General features: G+C 50.7%; 12 protein-coding genes. 10 read left to right on the forward strand and 2 right to left on the reverse strand.

All coding sequences use genetic code 11. The features are described 5' to 3' along the window. Positions 1-17: 17 nt before the first annotated feature. From KK083_RS01070 to KK083_RS01100, 7 genes are all read left to right on the forward strand, one after another. Entirely contained in the window at positions 18-983 is a 966-nt protein-coding gene (locus KK083_RS01070; RefSeq protein ID WP_254159344.1) for a cupin-like domain-containing protein, read from the forward strand. A 43-nt stretch (positions 984-1026) separates the two neighbouring features. Next, positions 1027-4113 carry a cyclic peptide export ABC transporter gene (locus KK083_RS01075; RefSeq protein ID WP_254159346.1) on the forward strand — a complete coding sequence of 1029 codons (3087 nt, stop codon included), beginning with the start codon at positions 1027-1029 and terminating at the stop codon, positions 4111-4113. Between the two features lie 16 nt (positions 4114-4129). Then, positions 4130-5527 carry an aspartate aminotransferase family protein gene (locus tag KK083_RS01080; protein WP_254159348.1) on the forward strand — a complete coding sequence of 466 codons (1398 nt, stop codon included), beginning with the start codon at positions 4130-4132 and terminating at the stop codon, positions 5525-5527. A 32-nt stretch (positions 5528-5559) separates the two neighbouring features. Next, positions 5560-7155 (forward strand): condensation domain-containing protein, encoded by a 1596-nt coding sequence (locus KK083_RS01085; RefSeq protein WP_254159492.1) that lies wholly within the window; start codon positions 5560-5562, stop codon positions 7153-7155. A gap of 63 nt (positions 7156-7218) precedes the next feature. Further along, complete coding sequence (locus KK083_RS01090; RefSeq protein WP_254159500.1) at positions 7219-9417, forward strand: bifunctional alpha,alpha-trehalose-phosphate synthase (UDP-forming)/trehalose-phosphatase; 2199 nt, start codon at positions 7219-7221, stop codon at positions 9415-9417. 4 nt (positions 9418-9421) lie between these two features. Further along, a complete protein-coding gene (locus tag KK083_RS01095; protein ID WP_254159502.1) occupies positions 9422-10345 on the forward strand; it encodes a DUF6734 family protein in 924 nt (307 codons plus the stop codon). A 7-nt stretch (positions 10346-10352) separates the two neighbouring features. Beyond that, on the forward strand, positions 10353-11981 hold the full coding sequence (locus KK083_RS01100) for a glycosyltransferase (protein WP_254159510.1): 1629 nt from the start codon (positions 10353-10355) through the stop codon (positions 11979-11981). Positions 11982-11993: 12 nt separating this feature from the next. Here KK083_RS01100 and KK083_RS01105 read toward each other — a convergent pair whose 3' ends face one another. After that, complete coding sequence (locus tag KK083_RS01105) at positions 11994-14411, reverse strand: ABC transporter permease (RefSeq protein WP_254159517.1); 2418 nt, start codon at positions 14409-14411, stop codon at positions 11994-11996. A gap of 271 nt (positions 14412-14682) precedes the next feature. Here KK083_RS01105 and KK083_RS01110 point away from each other — a divergent pair, with 271 nt between their 5' ends. From KK083_RS01110 to KK083_RS01120, 3 genes are all read left to right on the forward strand, one after another. After that, positions 14683-17358, forward strand: coding sequence for an ABC transporter permease (locus tag KK083_RS01110; RefSeq protein ID WP_254159525.1), 2676 nt, complete (start codon positions 14683-14685; stop codon positions 17356-17358). A 266-nt stretch (positions 17359-17624) separates the two neighbouring features. After that, positions 17625-18431 (forward strand): hypothetical protein, encoded by an 807-nt coding sequence (locus KK083_RS01115; RefSeq protein ID WP_254159527.1) that lies wholly within the window; start codon positions 17625-17627, stop codon positions 18429-18431. A 15-nt stretch (positions 18432-18446) separates the two neighbouring features. After that, on the forward strand, positions 18447-19892 hold the full coding sequence (locus KK083_RS01120; RefSeq protein ID WP_254159537.1) for a glycosyltransferase family 2 protein: 1446 nt from the start codon (positions 18447-18449) through the stop codon (positions 19890-19892). A 20-nt stretch (positions 19893-19912) separates the two neighbouring features. On the opposite strand, the gene KK083_RS01125 is transcribed toward KK083_RS01120, so the two are convergent. Further along, positions 19913-22303, reverse strand: a complete 2391-nt coding sequence (locus tag KK083_RS01125) for an ABC transporter permease (RefSeq protein ID WP_254159552.1) — start codon at positions 22301-22303, stop codon at positions 19913-19915. Positions 22304-22322 lie beyond the last annotated feature (19 nt).

Here is a 22322-nt window from a genome sequence, read left to right on the forward strand (position 1 = left end):
ACATTTAACTCATCATTATGGATAACTTATCTGTGCTTGTTAAGGAAGAAGTGAATGAGATGGAAAAGACGATCAATGATTTCTTTTCCATTATTCCGGGAATAGAAAATGCTGCGCCGGCGCCTGCTGTGGATGCGCAGACCCTGAAGGAAGATGTTTTTATCAGGGAGTGGGTTTCCAGGAACAGGCCATGCCTGATCAAAGGTGCCGTTAAGCACTGGCCCGCCGTGGAAAAATGGCGACATAAGGAATACTGGCTGAGCAAATGCGAGAACTTTGAAGTGAGCGTTTATCCGCACCAGAATTATATCAACCAGACACTTCACAACAATGGGCATGAGCGCATGCAGTATCACGATGCGATCGAGCGCCTGTTTTCCAACAAAGACCATGTGTTCAGCATGCCGGGAGAACAGATCACTGAAAACAACCGGTTCGCCGCGATCCTGAATGACCTCGGCACCTTTACGTTCATGCCTTCTCCAGACCCGCCAAGGTGGTACGAAAAAAGACGGTTCTTCTCGTACCGGCGTGCCCACACCGCCTGGCATTACCACGGTGTGGATGAAACCCTCATGTGTCAGGTGAACGGAGCCAAACGTGTGGCCTTGTTCTCGCCGTCCATTCCACAAGCGAAGCACGTTACCAATTTTCTGCTCAAAGAAAAGTACCTCGAAGGACAGACCTTGGACAAAGACCTGGACCTGAAACCCATCATCGCAGACGTGGAAGAAGGTGACGCTTTGTACATTCCTCCATACTGGCATCACGGTGTTGTTCCTAAAGACGGAGAGATCGGGTTTACCCTTGCCTTTTGCTGGCCGAGTCCCATTCACATCCTGGGCGATTTTTCCAACTTCTTCGTGCGCGATCTGTACCGCGGAGCCATGTGGCCTTTGGGTGTAAAAACATTCCTGCTTCCCTTGCTGGGATGTTACGCAGGGTTCATGCATTATAAAAGAAAGCTGCTCGGTGCGCAATAACAATCCCTTTCACTCATTGCAGATAAAACATACCCACTCCGTTGTGAAGACCCGACGCATTTACGCTTTTATATTTTTGATCCTTGGCATTTTCTGTGTGATGCCGTGTTCCGTTGCCCAGCAGGTCACGGACGAGGTATTGATGCGCCAGATAGAGAAAGAAGTCAGTCGCCTGATGGAGAAAGGTGACATCCCCGGGCTGAGCCTTGTGATGATCCGCGACGGCAGGCAGACCATCCGGAACTTTGGTTATGCTGACCTGAGATCGCAGCGAAGGGTGACGGACACCACCTTGTTCGAGCTGGGCTCCTGCAGCAAAGCTTTTACGTCACTGGCTGTGATGGTGCTGGTACACCAGGGCAAACTGGCGCTGGATGACGACGTGTCGCTGTACATTCCGTGGTTCAGGGTGTATCACGAATCGGCTCCCGCAAAAATCACCATCCGCAACCTGTTGCACCACACGAGCGGTATCCCATGGAATACCATCTCAGAAATTCCCGAGGATGACACAGAAGATGCGCTCGAGCGCACCGTTCGAACATTGGAAGGACAGGAGCTGAGCCACCTGCCGGGAGAAAAATTTGAATATGCCACCATCAATTATGATGTGCTGGCGCTCATCGTTCAGCGCATTGCGGGAAAACCTTTTGAGACTTTCCTGCAGGAGAACGTGATCGACCGGCTTGAGCTTCGGCATACCAGCATCGGTTATCCTGTTGACAGCACATTGAAGGCTACCGGCTACAAGATCGGGTTTCTGCAACCGAGAGAATATGTGGCCCCGGTTTTCAAAGGCAACAACGCAGCGGGATACGTTTCCTCCAACGCAGCGGATATCGGCCGGTGGTTACGTTTTCAAATGGGCCTTGCCGATCATGAGCTTTATGAGCTGGCCCAGGCAACACACCAGCGCGATGAAACGGTGCCACTACACGATATGTCCTCTTACGCAATGGGCTGGGACGTATCGCTGAATGGCAACCGGGAGATCTTTCACAACGGACTGAATCCCAACTATACATCCTTTATGGTATTCAGACGGGAGCAAAAGCTGGGCGTTGCCGTGCTGGCGAATGCAAACAGTAACTTTACGTTGGTGATCGGCGACAAGGTGATGAAGCTGCTGGCAGGCGAGAAGAGCAGCCTTACCAGCGATCCCGGAGACGGAAACGACAGGTTGTTCTCGGTTGCATCGGTGATGGCAGGCATCTATCTGTTACTCGTTACAGCCTTTGCTTCGCTCATGATCGTCGACATTGTCAAAGGCAGAAGACGGTATGAGCCGTTCACCCTGCGCAAGCTGAAGAGCCTGGTGCTGCAGCTGGTGGCGTTTCTTCCTTTTCTTGTTGCGATCTATCTCCTGCCCAGGGCATGGGCGGGTTTTGAATGGCAGGCCATCGTAGTGTGGACCCCGATAAGTTTTCTCACGTTTGTAACACTTTTGCTGATCGCTTTCGGCGCCAGCTATCTCACCTACGCTGTGAGCCTGTTCTTTCCGGAGCCGAACAAATTTAAACGCATCATTCCCAGGGTATTGCTCACCAGCATTCTTTCAAGCCTGGCCTACATGACCATCATCATACTCATCACCTCTGCGCTGGGCAGCAGCACACTGCCCGTGTACCTGGTGTTTTATTACGTGTTGTCAGTATCTGTTTACCTCCTGGGCCGCAGGTTTGTCGAAATAAGCCTGATCAGGTTTACCATGGAGCTGGTGTACGAGCTGCGCATCAAGCTCATTGACAAGATCTTTTCCACGTCCTATCAAAAGTTCGAGAAGATGGATCGTGGCCGGGTGTATACCGCCATGAACAACGACGTGAGTACGGTAGGTGAATCTACCAGCATGTTCGTTGTGTTGATCACACACTGCCTTACCACAGTGGGCGCGTTGCTGTACCTGGCGTCCATTGCTTTCTGGGCGGCGCTCACTACGGTGCTGCTGATCTCGATACTGGCTACGTTGTATTTCCTGGCGACGCGGAGCACCAATAAATACTACGAGCAGGCCCGTGACACCCAAAATGTGTTCATGCGTCTCATCAATGGTATGATCGATGGATTTAAGGAGATAAGCCTCCATCGTCAGAAAAAGCTGGAGTATAAAGATGACGTGGCAGCAACAGCTGAAGAATACAGGAGCAAGATCACGGTGGCCAGCGTCCGGTTTGTCAATGCCTCGCTGGTGGGTGAGATCCTGTTGATCATTACCCTCGGCGCAGTAGCCTTTGCGTTTCCCCGGATCTTTTCGGGCATCGAGGTGTATACCCTGATGAGTTTTGTCATCGTGCTGCTGTACCTGATCGGGCCCATCAATACCATCCTCACATCGGTGCCCGGCCTTGTGCGGCTCAGGATCGCCTGGAACAGGATCCAGCAGTTCCTGAGCGATATTCCGGCAAACATGGATATTACAAGGCCGCAGCCCATCGCCATGCCACCGGCGGTAGACAGCATCAAAGCACGGGGTGTAAAATTTCAATATAAGAATGGAAGCGAACAGGATGTGTTTACCGTCGGTCCCATCGACCTGGAGGTGAGAAAAGGAGAGATCCTCTTTATCATCGGTGGTAACGGAAGCGGAAAGACCACCCTGGCCAAGCTTATCACAGGTCTGTATGAACCTGATGAAGGAGAATTTCTCATCAACAACAAAACCATCAGGTCCGCCCAGCTCGGTGAGTACTTTTCAACCGTGTTCAGCCCTGCCTTCCTGTTCGAGAAACTGTACAACATAGACCCCGTACAAAAATCGGCAGCGATAGAGAAGTATTTGCAGGTGCTGAACCTTGACAGCAAGGTAAGGGTAGTGGGTAACCGGTACAGCACCATCGATCTCTCCGGTGGCCAGCGGAAACGGTTGGCGTTGTTGCAATGTTACCTGGAAGAATCGCCCATTTATTTGTTCGACGAGTGGGCGGCCGACCAGGACCCTGATTATCGCAATTTCTTTTACCGCACACTTCTCCCTGAAATGAAGGCCATGGGCAAGATCGTCATTGCCATCACCCATGACGATCATTACTTCGATGTGGCCGACAAGATCCTGAAAATGAGTCAGGGACAACCGGAGATCTACACGCGGCAGCATGCCCATGCGTCTCCCGCGGCGGTCATTTTTCCCTAGCATAATTGCATACAGTATGAATAACTTTGAAAGTTTTCACCTGGCGGAAAATGCCAGCGTGGTTTCTCCGGCGCTTCCCGGAAAAAAATCGAAAGAGATCCTGGCGTTCCAGCAGGAAAGAGAAGGCAGTATTGTCTCTTATCCACGGAACATGCCCATCGCCATCAACCGTGCCAAAGGTGCCGTTATTGAAGATGCCGACGGGAACCTGTTCCTGGATTTTTTCAGCGGGGCCGGTGTGCTGAATGTTGGCCATTGCAATGCCTTTGTGCTGGAATACGTGAAGGAGCAGCAGGAGAAGCTGGTTCATGCGCTGGATTTTCCTACCGAGAACCGAACGGACCTCGTCAGGAAAATATTTGAGCAGATCCCTGAAAAAATCCGGGATGAATTCAAGGTGAGCTTTTGCGGCCCTACCGGGTCAGACGCTGTGGAAGCGGCGATCAAGCTGGCCAAGCACAAGACCGGTAGGGAGGGAGTGATCGCCTTCCACGGCTCCTATCACGGCATGACCTCCGGCGCGCTGTCGGTAACAAGCAACGTAAAGCTGCGCAGCCGCATCAGCTCGCTCGTTCCCAACATCAGCTTCATACCCTACAGCTACTGCTACCGTTGCCCGTTCAATAAAGAAGCCGCTTCGTGCAAGCTTGATTGCGCTGATTACCTCAGGTATGTTCTGGAGAACCCGCACTCAGGTTTTGGAAAACCGGCTGCCATCATACTGGAGCCTATCCAGGGCGAGGGGGGAACCGTGATACCCAGGCCGGGTTTTCTTGAAAAGATCGTGGCCATTGCGCGGGCACATGATATTGTTGTGATCTTCGACGAGATCCAGTGCGGCTTTTTCAGAACCGGAAACTTCTGGGCGTTTGAAGATGCCCATACCTTTCCGGATATCATCACCATGTCTAAAGGGCTTGGCGGTATTGGCTTCCCCATCTCAGCTATTATTTACAACAAGTCTGTTGAATCGTGGGGGCCGGGAGATCACATCGGCACCTTCAGGGGAAATCAGGTAAGCATCGCCGCGGGAAACGGCGCATTTGAGTTTATCAGGAATTTTGACGTGGCGCAGCATACCATCGAGATGGGTGCGTACCTCATGAACAGGCTGGAACAGCTCAAGGCAACGTTCCCCTGCATCGGCGAGGTCAGAGGCAAAGGACTGATGATCGGGATCGAATATGTAACGGACAGAACGTCTAAAACGCCCGCGCCCGAGATGGTGAAGAAGATACGGGAGCTCTGTTTCTCCAGAGGCCTGCTGTTTGAAGTAGGCGGGCATTACAACAATGTCATTCGCTTTCTGCCACCGCTGATCATCAACAAGGTGATCATCAACAATGCGATGGAGATCTTTGAAAGCGCTAACCGCGAGGTAATGGCCCAGCCGGCCGAAGTTTACCAGGCCTAGGAAAGCGCTTCCACACAAAATCATCCGGATGAATGGAAAACCTCCTGTACAAGCTCAGGCAATCGCGCATCAGCATCACCGTGGTGGATGATCAGCTGAGGCTGAACATTCCTCATGATCTTGACGCAACGGAAATTGTGAAGGAGGTGAGAAAGAATAAGCAGGAGCTCATCTCTTACATCAGGAACGCCAGGGAAGCTTCCGGATTCGAAACACGTAAGCCTGAACCGGTAAAGAGACAGCAATCCTACGACGTTTCTCACCAGCAAAAAAAAGAGTATTTGCGCTTTTTGATACTGGGTGATCATGCCTTCAACATGAACTTTATACTTCCGTTTGAGGCGCTGGATAAAAAAGCGCTGGAGCAAGCGATAAAAACCCTTTTCGACAGGCACGAGAGTCTGCGCACCACTTTTTCACAAACAGATGGGCAGATCCGTCAGCATGTTCATGAGACCGGCTCCTTTGTCATCAACATCGAATACATCGACCTTGTCAACGAGACGGATAAGCAAAAGATCGCCGAAAGGCTGTTCAACGAGGGCATCAAACGACAATTCAACTTCGAGCGTGTGCCGCTGGCAGAGGTGAAGGTGGCCCATTATTTTGAAGGTGCGCATTTTCTGCTGTTTACCATCCACCATGTAAACTGTGATGCCTTCTCTACGGAAGTGCTGAAACGTGAGATCAGGCAGTTGTATGATGCTTACCGCACCGGGTCCGTAAATCCACTCGAGCCGCTGAAGCTTCAGATCAAAGATTACGCCCATTGGGTGAATGATCTTCTTCACAGCGATCGGGGCAGAGCATCAGCTGAATTTTACAAGAGAACGGTGGCCGGCAGCGTCTGTCATGAGTATGGCGTGCCCGACCGCGATAGCTGGCCACGGTCAGCGATTGGATCCTATAAGAAGGACCTGCAGCAGGAGCTGATCAAAGCAGGCGCTGAACAAAAAAGCAGTCAGTACACTGCCGTCTATGGCACCCTTGTGAACTTGTTTCCCCCAATGGGCGCCTTTTACAGGACATTTGTGAGCGGTGACCTGCTGGACAGGATCAGGAAGCTTGCCGTCGACTGCCAATCGAGCCTCTTTAATATTTTAACGGCCGCGCTGGCGGTAACCCTGTACGAAGCCAGCGGAAATCCCTACATCCGCATATACATCCCGTTTTCCACAAGGGTGTTTGAAGAGTTCGAACATATCGTCGGGTGGCTTACGAGTGAGATTGTGCTGTGCATCGAAGTGAGCAGGGGTGCTACCGTTAGGAGCTTTATTCAACATGTAGCGGGTGTCGTCCTCGAAACATCAAATCATCGGTTTTATCCACATGAAAAGATCCTGGACGACCTTGATCTGCCGCTGCAGGTGCTGGCGCCGGCAGTAATGAACCTGGTGAACATGACCGGAAATAAAATAGCCGACTTCAATCCGGTTCACAACAATCGCGGGTCGGGTCATTTCAATCTTGACTGCCAGGTGGCCGAATATGACAACGGTATGATGCTGGATGTGAACTATAAGCTGAGCAACTATTCATCCGCAACGATAGAGATACTGATGAACCGGTACGTCGATGTGCTTGAAAGAATGAGCCGGAATCCAGGGGCAGACCTAATTGAGGAGTAGCCACACCGTAGTTCTAACTTATCTGTTATCTAAACCTGTCAGCATGACCAAACTTCTCCCTGTATGCGCCTGGTGATCATTTCAAACAGGTTGCCCGTGATCGTTCATGGCGAAATGCCCAACGCCGGATTCGAAAGAAGCATCGGTGGACTGGTTACCGGTATTGATTCGTACGTGAAGATGATCGCAAGTGGAAAAACACGCTTCGATGACTATCTCTGGATAGGATGGCCGGGGACCGATGTTGATGAAAAAGATCAGAATCGTGTGCGCCGGCACCTGTTGGATGAGCACAAGCTTCTTCCTGTCTACCTGAGTGCCGAGATCATCCAGGAGTATTATTACGAATTCTGTAACCGCACGATCTGGCCTTTATTTCATTATTTCCCGGACCATGTCAGTCACAATTTCAGGTCATGGCAATATTATGAAGAGGCGAACGCCATGTTTTATGCCACGTTGCAGCAATGCCTCAGGCCCGATGATGTTGTCTGGATCCACGATTATCACCTGATGCTTTTACCGCAGATGATCCGCCGTGGTTTTCCGGAAGTATCTGTCAGTTTTTTCCTGCACATCCCTTTTCCAACAACGGATATTTTCAGGCATCTGTCGAGAGCAGAACAGGTTGGCATACTGGAAGGGTTGCTCGGTGCCGATGTCATCGGTTTCCATACCTATGGCTACGCGCACGAATTTTTACAATGCATTTTAAAAGTGCTGAAGCTCAAAAGCGATCAGCATGAAATTGTGCTGAACGACAGGAAAGTGAAGGTCGATATATTTCCCATGGGCATTGACTATGCGGGGATACGGCGGCTTTCCCTGTCGAAGCAGTGTGGAAGCATCAGGGAGAGCATCAGGCAGGATTTTTCCGGATACAAGCTGATCCTTTCCGTCGACCGCCTCGATTATACGAAAGGCATTTTGAACCGACTGATCGCATTTGAGCAGTTGCTGGAGCAGTTTCCGGAATGGAGAGAAAAAGTTGTGCTGATGATGATCGTCGCTCCTTCACGACGGGAGATCGGGGCTTATCAGCAGATCAAGAGAAGCATTGACGAGTGGGTGGGCCGCATCAACGGATCATATGGCACCAATAAGTGGGTGCCGGTCATTTATCAATACAAGCAGTTCAACCTCACGGAGCTTTGCGCGCTCTATGCTGCGAGTGATGTTGCGCTGGTGACGCCTCTCAGGGATGGCATGAACCTGATCGCGAAAGAATTCATTGCATCGCATACCGATAAAAAGGGTGTGCTGATCCTGAGCGAAATGGCGGGTGCCATCAACGAGCTGGTTGATGCTGTCGCCGTCAACCCTTACAGCACAGAAGAGATGGTCGCTGCATTGGTCCGGGCCCTGACCATGAGCTGCGAAGAGCAGGCATTTCGCAATGAACGGATGCACCTGAGGCTCAAAAAATATTCCGTTGTGAAGTGGGCACACGAGATCATGGAGGCAACTATCAACAATAAGAACAACAAGCCCGTGCGATCCACCAGACTGCTGGGGCAGGAAGATGAGGCATGGATGGTCTCACATTACAAACAAGCGCGGTCGCGGCTGTTCCTGTTCGATTATGATGGCACGCTCTCTCCGTTTGTCCAGCGCCCGGACGAAGCAAAGCCTACCGGCGATCTGCTGGCGCTCTTGCAGAAGATCGCGGGACAACAAGGCAATAAAGTGGTGATTGTCAGTGGACGCGATCGGAGAACGCTGTCAGACTGGTTTACAGGATGCAACATATCCTTCAGCGCCGACTTCGGAGCCTGGATCAATGGCAATGGAAGCTGGGAGATGCTGCACCGGTTTGACCGCGATTGGAAAAGGAGCATCAAACCCATTCTTGACAGGTATGTCTGTAAGCTGCCGTTGTCTTTTGTGGAAGAAAAGGAATGTGCCATCGTATGGGACCACCGCATGGCTGACCCTGAGCTGAGCAGGTTGCGCATCAACGAGCTTGCAGGCGAGCTCCGGCTTGACTCGGAATTTTATTCACACCTGGATGTGCTGAGAGGTGAGAATTCCTTCATCGTACGCAATGCGGGCAGCGATAAGGGTAATGCGGTGGCCTACTGGCTGGAGAAAGAAAAATATGATTTTATCCTGGCCATCGGTGATGACGATGCCGATGAAGAGCTCTTTAAAGCACTGCCGGCAGAGGCTTATACACTGAGGGTAGGAGAAGGCAGCACCCGCGCCAAATACTATACGCCGGCGCAGCAGTATATAAACCATCTCTTGCACAAATTCGCGTGATACCATGAAGATAATTCAGAGCTTCTGGACGATGCCGATGATCAGTGGTATGGAATCCATTACCAATAACCGTTTTTCCGGAGGCTGGCTCGACTGGAAATATCACCTGATGAGCTGGGCACTCAGTTGCCTGCAGCTACGAACATTTTATAATGAAGTAGAGCTTTTCACTGACCTTGCCGGCAAAAGATTGCTGATAGACCGGTTGCAGCTGCCTTATACAAAAGTGCATGTTGTATTGGATGAGCTCAACAGGTACGATCCGGGTTTATGGGCCCTTGGCAAGATCCGTACATTCAGCCTTCAAAGAACACCGTTCATCCATGTTGACGGAGATGTTTTTATCTGGCAAAAGTTCCCGGCAAGACTCACAGAGGCAGCGCTGGTAGCACAGAACCTCGAGCATAACTTTTCCTTTTATAGCGCGGTGCTCCGTGAGCTGATCGCGGAAAGATGTTATGTGCCCCCGGTCATGCTGGATAACTATGAGAATGAGATTTTTATCAATGCCTACAATGCAGGCATCATTGGTGGCAACGACGTTTCTTTTTTTCGCGATTATACCACCCAGGCACTGCAGTTCGTCGATAACAACCTGACGAACCTGGGCAATATATCGCTGGGCATGTTTAACCCGATCTGCGAGCAGCACCTGTACTATTGTATGGCAAAACAGCGGAATATACCGGTGCAGTGTTACACGGACATAACGGACGAGAAGCTGCTGAATACAATGCTGAAGGGGATCGATCAGTTCATGTGGACGCCCCACAGCACGCAATACATCCACCTGTTTGGCGAAGATGCCAAAAAGAATGAGCGCATCTGTGGGGTGCTGGCCGCCAAGTTGAATGGGAGCCACCCGCAGTACTATCAAAAGGTGATGGAGATCGTGAGGGAAAACGAAGCTGCAAATATAAAGTTCTGATAGGCGTATGGGGCCGTACGAATTGATGTTTGAGATCTCGGCCGAGGTGTGTTTCCAGATGGGTGGAATACACACGGTGATCCTTTCCAAGATCCAGCACATGCAGCGCCTGTGGGGAGACCGTTACGCGCTCATAGGACCTTACATATCGTCCTTCAACTATACGGGTGTATTCGAAGCAGTTCCCGATCATCAGATCCCCAGCCCTCATGTGCAGCAGGGCGTGGTGGCGTTGCGTGAAATGGGTGTAAACATCCACGCGGGTATATGGCAGGTGCCCGGTAACCCGTTTGTTATATTGATCGATCCTGTTCCGGTACCTCCCGGTTTTGACAGCTACAGGTCTGAATTTCTTCATAAGCATCGTATCGAGGCACCCGCAAAAGGCGACCTCATCAACTTATACATCCGGTTCGGTTATTACCTGGAGGCATTTTTCCGGGAATTGTGTGTGGGCATGCAACGCGACCACTGCAAGGTGATGGCTCATTTCCATGAGTATATGACCACGGTGGCGCTACCCGCGATCCGGCAGTTACCCGTACACACGGTTTTTACAACACACGCTACGGTGCTGGGTCGGTTTCTCGCATCGCGTGACAGGTGGTACGGCAAACACACGCCGGAAGATGACTGGCATGACAAAGTGCGTCTCATGTCGCGATACCATCGGTTCTGCCTGATGCTCGAGCGCCTTGCCGCCCGTCATTGTCATGTGCTTACATCGGTGAGCGCGGTTACGGCTGCGGAATGTTCCAGGTTTCTGGGAAGGGCCCCTGAAGTGATCACTCCCAACGGGCTGAACCTTGGGAACATTCAAGGCACTAATGGTGTACACAGCCGGGAAGCGATCAGGAGTGTAGTGTCAAAACATTTCGCCGGAGACCCGGCGGTGAACGGAAGTACATATTATTTCTTCACTTCCGGCCGTTACGAGTACCGGAATAAAGGTTACGACGTTGTAGTGCGGGCATTGGCAAAGCTCAACCGGTGGTTTCGGGAATCTTCCACCACAGCCACGGTGGTAATGTTTTTTATCACCGACCCACCTTATCCCAAATATTCGCATTGGGTTTATCGCATCAGGCAATGGGCATCCCGGGTGTTCTCTTTTCGGAAGAGCGCATCTCCGGGACTTTTTCTTTACGAGGTACCTGACCACGTCAGTAACAGCCACCTCGTCAGCGATCTCAAAAAATACAAGCTCAACAACCAGCCTTCAGACCGCGTTAAGGTATTGTATCATCCACAGTTTGTAACCGCGCAGGGGCCGGGCCTTCGGATGACGTACCTGGATTTTGTCAAAGGTTGTGATCTCGGGATCTTTCCAAGTCATTATGAACCGTGGGGCCTTACACCCGCGGAATGCATCAGTGCCTGCGTGCCAACGGTTACCACCAGCATGACCGGGTTCGCTCGTTATATCTCCACCCATACCCATGCCGTTAAAGATTCCGGCATCTTTATCCTTGACCGGCACCAGGGCGACCCGACAGACGCGCTTTTCGACGTGATGAAGGATTTTGTGACCGATCGTAAAAATTACAGGCCGACGTTGCAGGAATGTTCCCGGCTATTGGATTGGTCTAACATGATCACCTATTACGACGCTGCCTACAAAAAGGCAATGTCATAAGAACCGGTTGCGTCAATTTCGCTTGAGGTTCTTGACAGGCGCCTGAAGCGATACACGAATGGATTGGTAGCTGATGGTGACTACTGCAATGAGCAGCGCTGCAAGCCCCGAGACCAGGAAGATGTCCCAGCCGATCCCTGTTCTGTAAGCGAAATCCTCCAGCCATCGGTCCATCATGTACCAGGCAAGGGGTGATGCGATCAACGCGGCGATCACCACCAGCTTGACAAAATCAAATGTCAGTAGCCTGAAGATGCTGTTCAGCGAGGCGCCCAATACCATTCGTATGCTGATCTCTTTGCTGCGTTGCTCCGCCATGAAGGCTGAAAGCGCGAACAGCCCCAGGCAGGCGATGATGATGGCGAGGATGGCGAAGCTGCTGAAGATCCTCCCCACGCTTTGAACATCATCATACATTCTGGCAAAGCTCTCATCCAGGAACGTGTAACGCATGGGTTGATTCGGAGAGAATTTTTTCCAGGTTGCCGTTACCTTATTCACAAGCCCGGCCATATCGTCTGCGCTTGCCTTGACCGACAGGGTGGAAGGGCTGCTGCCGAGAACAAGGCAGAGACCACCGATATTTTCTTTCAGGGTCTCGAAATGGAAGTCCTCCACCACGCCGATCACCTGCCAGCTGCCGCCTGAATTCCGAATGAACTTGCCCAGCGGCTCCTTCAGGTTGAGCTGGCGTGCTAAAGACTGGTTGATGATCATGGCCTGCGAGTCAGACGCCATTTCTTGCTGGAAATCCCGTCCCTGCACAAGGTTCATACCCATGGTCTTTATATAGTCATGGTCCACGCGCCATATCTGCCCGTTAACAGACTCTGCCTCTGCACCGCCTTCATTCCAGAAGGCGTTTCTGTTTCGCTCCGTTCCTTTCACAGGCAGGTATCCACTGATGGTTGCCGATTGTATGCCCGGCAGGTCTAAAAGTTCATTTTTAAAAGTATTGATCTGCTCGCCGAGGATGTTCGTACTTCTGATCAGCAGCACCTGGTTCTTATCAAATCCCAGTCGTTTGTTGTTGATGAACGCCATCTGACGATAAATGATCAGGGTGCTGATAATGAGCACAACGGATATCGTGAACTGGAAAACTACCAGCAGGCTGCGGATGCCGGCGCTCCGGCTGCCCAGGCTGAGGTTGCCCTTTAAAATATTGACCGGTTTGAAGGAAGAGAGGTAGAAGGAGGGATAGAGTCCCGCCAGGGTTCCGATGGCCACGATCGCCAGGATCAGCACAGGCAGCAGCCACCACGCTATGGGTATGCTCATCGGCTTTCCTACCAGCATGTTGAAATAAGGCAGCAGCAGCCACACCAGCACCATCGCGATAACAAATGAAAAGAAACTGAAGAGTATCGACTCCATAAGGAACTGCTTGACGAGGTGAATGCGAAAGGATCCGACCACTTTACGCAGCCCCACTTCTTTGGCACGATTGGCCGACCTGGCCGTGGTAAGGTTGATGAAGTTAATACAGGCCAACGTGAGAATGAATACGGCGATGGTTCCGAATAACCACAGATACCGCACATCGCCGTGCGAGAGATTATCCCGGATCTCGGCATCCAGGTATATGTCCGTCACAGGCTGCAATTTGAAACTGATATATTTGGAGGCCTCGATCGCTTCCGTCTCACCCGACTCGATCATGGTAGGCATAAAGTACTTCGTCATCAGTGTGGGTAATTTTTGCTCCAGTTGCGCGGCATCACTTCCGTCACGCAGCAGTACATAGGTCTGGTAATTGTAGTTACGCCACAAGGTTTGCTCGCCAGGCCAGAATTCCTGACCGGTCATCGAGATCAGGAAGTCGAACTGAAGGTGCGATGTGACCGGAAGATCCTCAATGACGCCGGTAACTTTATAAGACCTGGCCTTGTCGTTGTTCAGGATGAATATCTTGCCCAGCGGGTCGCCTTCAGGAAAATATTTGTCTGCTTTGCGTTTGGTGATAACGATCGAGTTCGCTTCATCCAGCGCGCGCTCAGGGCTACCGTGGATAAACGACAGCGTGAAGATGTTCAACAGCGTTTTGTCTGCGAAGATGAAACCTTCTTCATGGGTGTTCTCCGATTGATCCGCCCGCCGGATCTCGTTGTTCCCCGCTCCGAAAAGTGCCTGCGAATTGATGCGCGCAGTCTGCTCGATCTCGGGATAGTCATCTTTCAGTGCTCCGGCCAGGGGAGCGGGAAAGTAGACCCGCTTGTTGACTTCACCACCTTTATTGTAAACCTCCACAACCCGGTAGGTTCGTTCATGAAGCGGATAACAAAGATCGTAGCTGAGCTCGTTGTGAATGTACAGTGCGATCATGAGAAAGGCGGCAAGTCCGATCGCCAGCCCGCCAACATTGATCGACGCGTACAGCTTTTGCTTGTACATGTTTCTCCAGGCTGCCTTGAGATAATTGAAAAGCATAGAACGATGATTTATAGATGATATCAAGATAACGAATACAACGATACCTGCATAGTACTTTCTGATTACCGGCGTAATATTTACAGGTTACAAATATCTGCGGGAATTTCAATAGCCGGTTTAAGAAGGTATGTCGCTGCTTCTTGGCACAACGCCACGCGTATGAGTTTCATATTTACTCATATTGTGTATGTATTATATCATAATTATACATACATTTACGTACTTAATGGCCGGAATGAACGGATCTCTTCATGGCCCGGCAAAAAACATGAGCGCGCGGCAACCAGCATCTAATTCCGGTAGGAACCATCAGCCACCCAGGTGGGCGCAACGATTTGTTGAATGGTATTGCAAGCCGCACCTCGCGGAAGACCTGGTGGGAGACCTCAATGAATATTTCGAGCGGAATGTCAGATCGATGGGCCCGCGCCGTGCCAAGCTCATTTACATCATCGATGCGTTCAAGTTCTTCAGGACCTACACGGTGCGGACCCCCAAATTTGTAAACGTCTTAATCAACTGGATCATGATCGGAAGCTACGTCAAAACATCGGTGCGCAATGTATCGCGTAATAAGCTGTTCTCGACCATCAACATCGTAGGCCTTGCCATCGGGATGTCGGTCGGCCTGTTGCTGATCGCTTTTATGCACGACCTGCTCTCGTATGATAAATTCAACGAGAAGGGAAGTCGCATCTACCGCATGACCTCGCATGCCAAGTTCAGGGACGGCTACCGTGAAAAGTTTGCGTCGACGTCTGTCAGGATCGGTAAGCTGATCCGGGAAAAAGTGCCGGGTGTGGAAGAGGTCGTCATCATGCGGAGCGAGTTCTCCGGAGACGCGCAGGTCAGCGACAATGTTGTTCCTTTGACGGGCTTTTATGCCGAGCCTTCGATGCTCCGGATCTTCACGTTGCCGATGTTGAAAGGCGATGCGGCCACGGCCCTGGAAGAACCATATTCCATCGTGCTCACAGAGACCTCGGCAAAAAAATTGTTCGGCACCAGCGAAGCTTTCGGCAAGACCATTCATATGGATAGCCTTGATTACCAGGTTACCGGCATCCTCAAAGACGTTCCATTCTTTTCACACATCCAGTTTGAATCGCTCGTTTCTTTCAGCACGATCGAAAGCCGGATGACGAAAGACCAGGACTTTCTGAAATGGTCAAGCGTTTGGCACAGGAACTATGTTTATTTGTTGCTCCCGGAGAGTTCAAGCGCCTCCGTCGTCCAGGCGCAGATCGATGCGATCTGTGCGGAAGAGAACAAAACGGACGACAAAGCAACCATACACCTCACGCTTCTGCCACTGTACGACATCATGTTGGGAGAAGACCTGCAGCACACGCTTCGGCCCGTGATGCCGGGTATTGTGCTGTGGATCATCAGCGGGCTCGCGTTGGTGGTGATCCTGTCCGCATGTTTCAATTACACCAACCTTTCCATTGCAAGGTCGATGCGGCGTTTCAAGGAAGTGGGATTACGGAAGGTGATCGGCGCGGGAAGGAGCCAGGTGCGCCATCAGTTCCTTGCCGAGGCGGTCGTCATATCGCTGGCCGCGCTTCTTATCTCCTTTGCAATGTTCCTGGTGCTCCGTCCGCAATTTATGAGCATCGCCCCCGAACTCCTGAAAATGGTAAAGCTTGAGATAACCGTGCCGATGGCGTTGGCGTTTATTGTTTTCTCCATGGCGGTGGGCATCGTGGCCGGGTTCTTGCCTGCGATCTTCTTCGCGAGAGTCAACATCATCCACGCCTTGAAAGATGTATCGACCGTAAGAATGTTTAAAGGACTTAGCTTCAGGCGGGGGCTGGTGGTTGTTCAATATACGCTTACGCTGATCTTCATCACCAGCACCCTCATCGGTTACGTTCAGTATAAGGATATTCTCGCTTTCGATCTCGGTTTTAATACAGAGAACATTCTCAATATCAGTTTGCAGAAAAATGCGCCCAATGCTTTGATCGATAAGTTGAAGGCCATGCCCGAAGTGACCGGGGTCTCGCAGTCGCGACTCCTGACCAGCGTCGGCAACGCCTGGGGTGTGCAGATGAAATACAAAAACTTGCGTGATTCCTCGCTCGTGTTCACCAACATCATCGACGAGAACTATATACCGCTGCATGGTTATAAGCTGATCGCGGGCCAGAATTTTATCACCAGGCCGGTAACGCGCGAGGCTACCAGCGAAGTGATCGTGAACGAAAGAACGCTGCGGCAATTTAACATCGCCCATCGCGATCCGGAAAAAGCGATTGGCGAGGAAGTCCTGCTGGATAATAAAAAGCTCACCATTGTGGGGGTGATCAAGGACTTTCATTATGGCAAGCTCGATGACAACATCAAACCGGTTGTGTTTACATACCTCACACCCGATGCATTCCTCACCCGCGATAAGAGAGATGGCCTGGTGAACGTACGCATCAATACCAGCGACCCTGTCGAGACCATGGCAAGGATCCGGGAGGTGTGGAAAAGCGTTGACCCCGTTCATCCACTCGAGGCACAATTTTACGACGATTCGATCGAGGACGCTTACAGCGAGCTCTCCGCCATGATCAAGGTGATCGGATTCCTTTCATTTATCGCTATCTCCATCGCTTCATTGGGCTTGCTTGGCATGGTGGTATTCACTACTGAAACCAGACTCAAGGAGATGAGCATACGCAAGGTAATGGGCGCAACCTCCGGCAGCCTGGTGTTATTGCTTAGCCGCGGATTCGTTGTTCTGCTTGCCGTTTCCGCGCTGATAGCCCTTCCCATCACTTACCTCTTCTTCGAACGTGTGGTGCTTACGCATTTCCCTTTCCACAATCCCATCGGTATTGTGGAGCTGTTCGGTGGGCTGCTGGCCGTTTTGACGATCGCCTTCATCATGATCGGATCGCAGACCCTGAAGACCGCCAGGAGCAACCCGGCTGAGACGCTGAAGTGCGAATAGGCAAAAGCCCGATTTGTGGATTGGGCTAACAATTCCTACATTTGAGTATATTGGTGAAAGCGAGAAGGAAATCGGAATGCCAAAATGAACTTTCGATCCGGATGGGCAGATCATGAGCATTCGACACAATCGGCGGGTGACGAACGGATTTTGAAAAACCAGGATATTTTCGTGGCTGCGGACTGATTTGCCGTTATCATCGTTTTCGAGATTCGATTTCCTGTACTGATTGGCAGCGTACTTCCCGGATGTAATTAAAAAACACGATGCGTGATTTTTTATATATTTTCTTTCACATCTATAAGTGTGCGGGGTCTTCCGTGATCCGCAAGATCAAGGGCGAGAAGCTGAAACGACAGTGCCTGCATGTGCATTTTACGGATCCTGCCGGAAAAAACAACGCAGATACAGTTCCCCTGATCACAGGCCAGACGGTTCTGGAAGATTACCTCGCAAACCTGTCTCCCGCGGAGAAGAACCGGATGAAGTTCATTGTAGGACATAGTACCTACATGGGCGTTCATGAACATTTCCCAGGCAGGCCCTTCCGTTACTTTACCTTTATCAGGAACCCGGTCTCCCGCATGAGATCCCTGTATAACTACGCGCGCTTCAACATGGAAAACGGGTCAACCGACTCCTGGCTCGGGTTTTATAAAAATGCACAGGGCATTCCCATCTCATTCACCGAATGGGTCAACAAGCTGCCGGAACAACATAACCCGATCATCGACCTTCTTTTTCAATTCGACAATGCCAACGGTGTACCTGTTGTAAATAGTCACTATTCAGAACAGGAAGTGGCGAGAGCACAGTCTATTTTACGCAAGTTCCATTTCATCGGTATAACGGAGCATAAGGACGATTACCTGGGATTGATGAAGCTTTTGAACATGAGAGCCGAAGTTCAGTATGTGAACGTGACCCCAAAAAATTATATCCTCGAAAAGGAGCTGCCGCCGGCTACGGAAATACTGCGTGCAAAGATGCAGCACGATCTCAGGTTATACAATGAATGCCTGTCTGGTAATTTCGACAACGTTGGCATTCGCGACCTGGCTGAAAATCATTAACGCAAAACACTGACCATGGTAGTGGCCCACCAAACACATTCCGGAAGGGAAAAGATCAGCTTGAGCAATCTGTCGATCATCTTTTCCGTAAAGATCGACTCCCCAGACCGGCTCAATAATTTCAGGTTCAATGTCGAATACCTGCATGCGTATTTTAGCGACCTGGAGCTGGTGGTTGTCGAACAGGATGGGAGAGGACAGGTGAGGGAATGCCTTGATGCTTACAGCCACTCCGTTAGGTCCATTTACCATTCCATTGACCACGATGGCGTGCACTACAAGACCAGGAACCTGAACCTGGCTACCAACCTGGCCAGCAGGGAGATCATTATGATGTGTGACTGTGACGTGCTGTGTCCGCCCGAAGCCCTGCATAAAGCGGTACAGATCCTGGAGCAGGAGTCGGCCCTGATCTCGCCGCACAATGGCATCATGACCGAGATCGCCAAAGAACATTTCATGCATACACCTCCCGCTGCCGTGCTCGGCCAGCGGACTTTTTTTACAAGAGATTTCAACAAGAATGGCAAGGATCCGGATTATTCAAAAATGTATCCCCTGTATGGCAATGAAAACTATTTTAACATGGGCGGATGTATTCTGTACCGGAAGCGGGATTTTTACCTGGCAGGGGGGTGGAATACGAACATGATCTCGTATGGTTTTGAGGACGACGAATTTGTTTACCGTTTTAAAAAGCTCGGATACAGGCACCGTAAGTTCAGAACGAACAACATTTATCATTTGCAGCACGAAAGGGGGAAGGAGAGTATTTACAATAACTTCTACCGCTCCAACGAACAGGAATACGAGCACGTTCTAAGCATGACGGAAGAAGAGCTGAGACACTATGCCCTGAACGGGTTCAAAAGAATAAAGTACGATGTGGCGAAGGAGCTGGAGGTGATCAATACAGGCACCCGGTTTTCCATAGCAATGAATGATGCCGATAAGGTTGACCTGCAACACACCTCTATCATTGTGCCGGTGCGCATTCCGGACAAATGGTGGCTTCCGCCCCTGAATCATTTTGTTGGATACCTCGAAAGGAAGTTTAAGAACTATGAGGTTATCATAGCGGAAGGCGATTCGAAGAACTGCAAATATTTGCCCAACCGGAAAAACGCCAAGTATATCCGAAGCAGGGAGAAATATGACGTAGGCAGGTACATCGGCATAGCGCTGAATGCCGCGTTGTATGATACCGTTGCCGTGTGGGACTTTTTTACCATGGTCAATCCTGCCGATGTTGGAGCAGCGGTGCAAAAGGTACATCACACCGGCGATGTGGTCTTCTGCCAGGACAACGGATGGTATACTGAGGGCATCTTTAAACGGAAACGTGGCAACGGAGCTGTTTTCTTCTCCCGGAAGCAAATGTCAGACGAGCAGTTGGTAAACGAAAGCCTGTCTTTCTTTAAAGTAGATCATGAACTTACGGAAGCCACGCGGCTTTGGTAAGTCCATGATCCATTTTTATGTTATTCTTCCTTCAAGGTTTTTGTCGGGTTGGCCAGCGAGGCGCGAACCGTCTGGTAGGCCGTTGTGAGTATCGATACGATCACCAGGAATAAACAAGGAACGAGGAACGAGACTGCATTGATCGAGGTCTTGAAGCTGAAACTTTCCAGCCACGCCTTCATGATAAAATAGGCTATCGGAGCCCCCAGTACAATGGAAATGAGCATTTGCTTCAGGTAGTCCCTGGTAAACAACACGAGGATGGTGAGCGAAGAAGCGCCAAAAACTTTTCGAACGCCAACTTCTTTTTTCCTTTTCAGGGATATGAAAAGTGAGAGGCCAAAAAGTCCGAGACACGCTATCACCAGCGATAACCCTGTGAACCACGCGAACAATTTTCTGAAGCTGAACTCTGCGTGATACTGGTCATTGAATCTTGAATCGAGGAAGTGATACTCGAACGACTGATCCGGATAGATCCTGGCCCATAATTTTTTTAACGAGGCGATGCAATCCTGCAGGTCATCGAAGGACGCGTAGTTCTGGGCGTGTATTTTAACGGAGATGTCTCCGCGGTTTCTGTTGAAGCGGAATGCCTGCGGTTTGATCTGATATTTCAGCGAGATCTGATGATAGTCATCCACCACACCGATGATCTCGTAGGTGTTGTTGTTTTCGGTCTCCGTCACCGTCTGTCCTATAGCATCTTCCATATTGACCAGGCCGAGGGCGTTCACGGCAGCCTTGTTCAGGATGATGCCGCCCCTGTTTTTGCCGGGCTTGTCTACCTTGTAATTTTCACCGGCAAGGAACTGGATCCCGTAAAGCGGTAAAAAATTCGCATCCACATCGTTCAGATAGAACAAGTGGCGGTCCTGGCTGGTGGTCAGGCCGAAATTCACTTCGTGCCTGTAATCCTCTCCGGGGGTGGTTGTGCACGAGGCTACGTCTTCAACCATCGCCAGGTCCATGGCCTCGCTTTTGAACGAGTTCAGCCGCTCCATTTTCCCTTCCGAAAGATCTTTAGGAGCCTTGATGGCAACGATGTGGTTGAGCTTGATCTTCAGGTCGTGACGCAGAAAAAAATCGAGCTGGTCGGATACGATAAAGACGCCGATCGCGGCAACAATGGAAATGGTGAACTGGGCGATCACCAGCGCTTTCCGGAAGGTCATGCTGTAACGACCCTGTGTCAATTTTCCTTTCAACGAATTGATCGGGTTTAAAGAAGACATCACCAGTGCGGGGTAGGCTGAGGATGCGAGGGCTCCCGCAATAAAAACGGCAGCGAATATCCCGTTAACCGGAGTAGGGTCGTTGAAAAGCGGAAGCACTTTATTGTTGCTGAAATCCAGCAGCAGGGGCCGAGCCAGGGCAAAGAGCAGCACCGCAAAAAGCAACGCAAACCCGTTGATCAGAACGCACTCAAACACGAACTGGGTGATAACCTGTTTTCGTGTTGCACCGATCACTTTTCTGACACCGGTCTCTTTCGACCGCGCCTGTGCACTGCCAATGGATAAGTTTATAAAATTGATCCAGGAAATGATCAATATAAAGATGCCGGTCATGGCCAGCATATTGTCATTCGGTGAGAGGCTCGTGTCACTTAGCTGCTTCAGGGAAAAATCGATCTTCTTTCCGTCTGACGTTACGACCTGGTTCGTGCCGATATCTTTTGACATTTTCCGAGACAAGGCATCCGCACTGGCGGTTTCATTCAGCAAAAGATAAGTGGCGTAGGAGGGATCGCTCCAGTAAGCTTCCGTGGGAGGGCCTGCGCCGGCGCAGATCAGAAAATCGAACTGCAGGGTCGAATTGATGGGAGGATCGGGTATCACGCACGTTACCTTATGGGTGGATTGCGCACCCCACGAAACACGGGTCGTCAGTATTTGCCCGATGGGATCGCTGTCTCCAAAGTATTTTTTGGCTACCGAGCTTGTCAGAACCATGGCATCGGGTGTTGCCAACGCGGTCTCTATGCTTCCGGCAACGGCAGAAAAGGAAAAGATCGAAAAGAAGGAAGTGTCAACGGTGCAGATCCGGTTTTCATTGAAGCTTATGGGCTCACCTTCTTTGGAGGTTGCCATCACCAGCATCTCGACGTTGGGCGTAAAGTGAGTAGCCATGCTGACTTCCGGATACAGGTCTGCCGCCATTTTCGCCACACCCCAGTAAGTGTTAGATTGCTCCGACCCCTGCAATCCACCCTTGGATTCCTTCTGCTGAACCAAAAAGATGCGGTCTTTATGCTGGTGAAAGTTGTCGAAGGTCAGGTTGAAGCCCACATATTTGGCCAGCAGCAACGTGGCGGCTATCCCTACGGCAAGGCCAAGGATGTTGATGGAAGAATAGAGCTTGGTCCTGTAGAGGTTTCTGAGAACGGTTTTTAGATAGTGTATGAGCATGCTTGATGTTATATTGTGT

The organism is Chryseosolibacter histidinae (genome assembly GCF_018598225.1).
GTDB classification, from domain to species: Bacteria; Bacteroidota; Bacteroidia; order Cytophagales; family Cyclobacteriaceae; genus Chryseosolibacter; species Chryseosolibacter histidini.

Coding starts and splice junctions, on each gene's coding strand:
- KK083_RS01070 (WP_254159344.1), top strand. CDS start 18: ATGGATAACTTATCTGTGCTTGTTAAGGAAGAAGTGAATGAGATGGAA.
- KK083_RS01080 (WP_254159348.1), top strand. CDS start 4,130: ATGAATAACTTTGAAAGTTTTCACCTGGCGGAAAATGCCAGCGTGGTT.
- KK083_RS01085 (WP_254159492.1), top strand. CDS start 5,560: ATGGAAAACCTCCTGTACAAGCTCAGGCAATCGCGCATCAGCATCACC.
- KK083_RS01090 (WP_254159500.1), top strand. CDS start 7,219: ATGCGCCTGGTGATCATTTCAAACAGGTTGCCCGTGATCGTTCATGGC.
- KK083_RS01095 (WP_254159502.1), top strand. CDS start 9,422: ATGAAGATAATTCAGAGCTTCTGGACGATGCCGATGATCAGTGGTATG.
- KK083_RS01100 (WP_254159510.1), top strand. CDS start 10,353: ATGGGGCCGTACGAATTGATGTTTGAGATCTCGGCCGAGGTGTGTTTC.
- KK083_RS01105 (WP_254159517.1), bottom strand. CDS start 14,411: ATGCTTTTCAATTATCTCAAGGCAGCCTGGAGAAACATGTACAAGCAA.
- KK083_RS01110 (WP_254159525.1), top strand. CDS start 14,683: ATGAGCGCGCGGCAACCAGCATCTAATTCCGGTAGGAACCATCAGCCA.
- KK083_RS01115 (WP_254159527.1), top strand. CDS start 17,625: ATGCGTGATTTTTTATATATTTTCTTTCACATCTATAAGTGTGCGGGG.
- KK083_RS01120 (WP_254159537.1), top strand. CDS start 18,447: ATGGTAGTGGCCCACCAAACACATTCCGGAAGGGAAAAGATCAGCTTG.
- KK083_RS01125 (WP_254159552.1), bottom strand. CDS start 22,303: ATGCTCATACACTATCTAAAAACCGTTCTCAGAAACCTCTACAGGACC.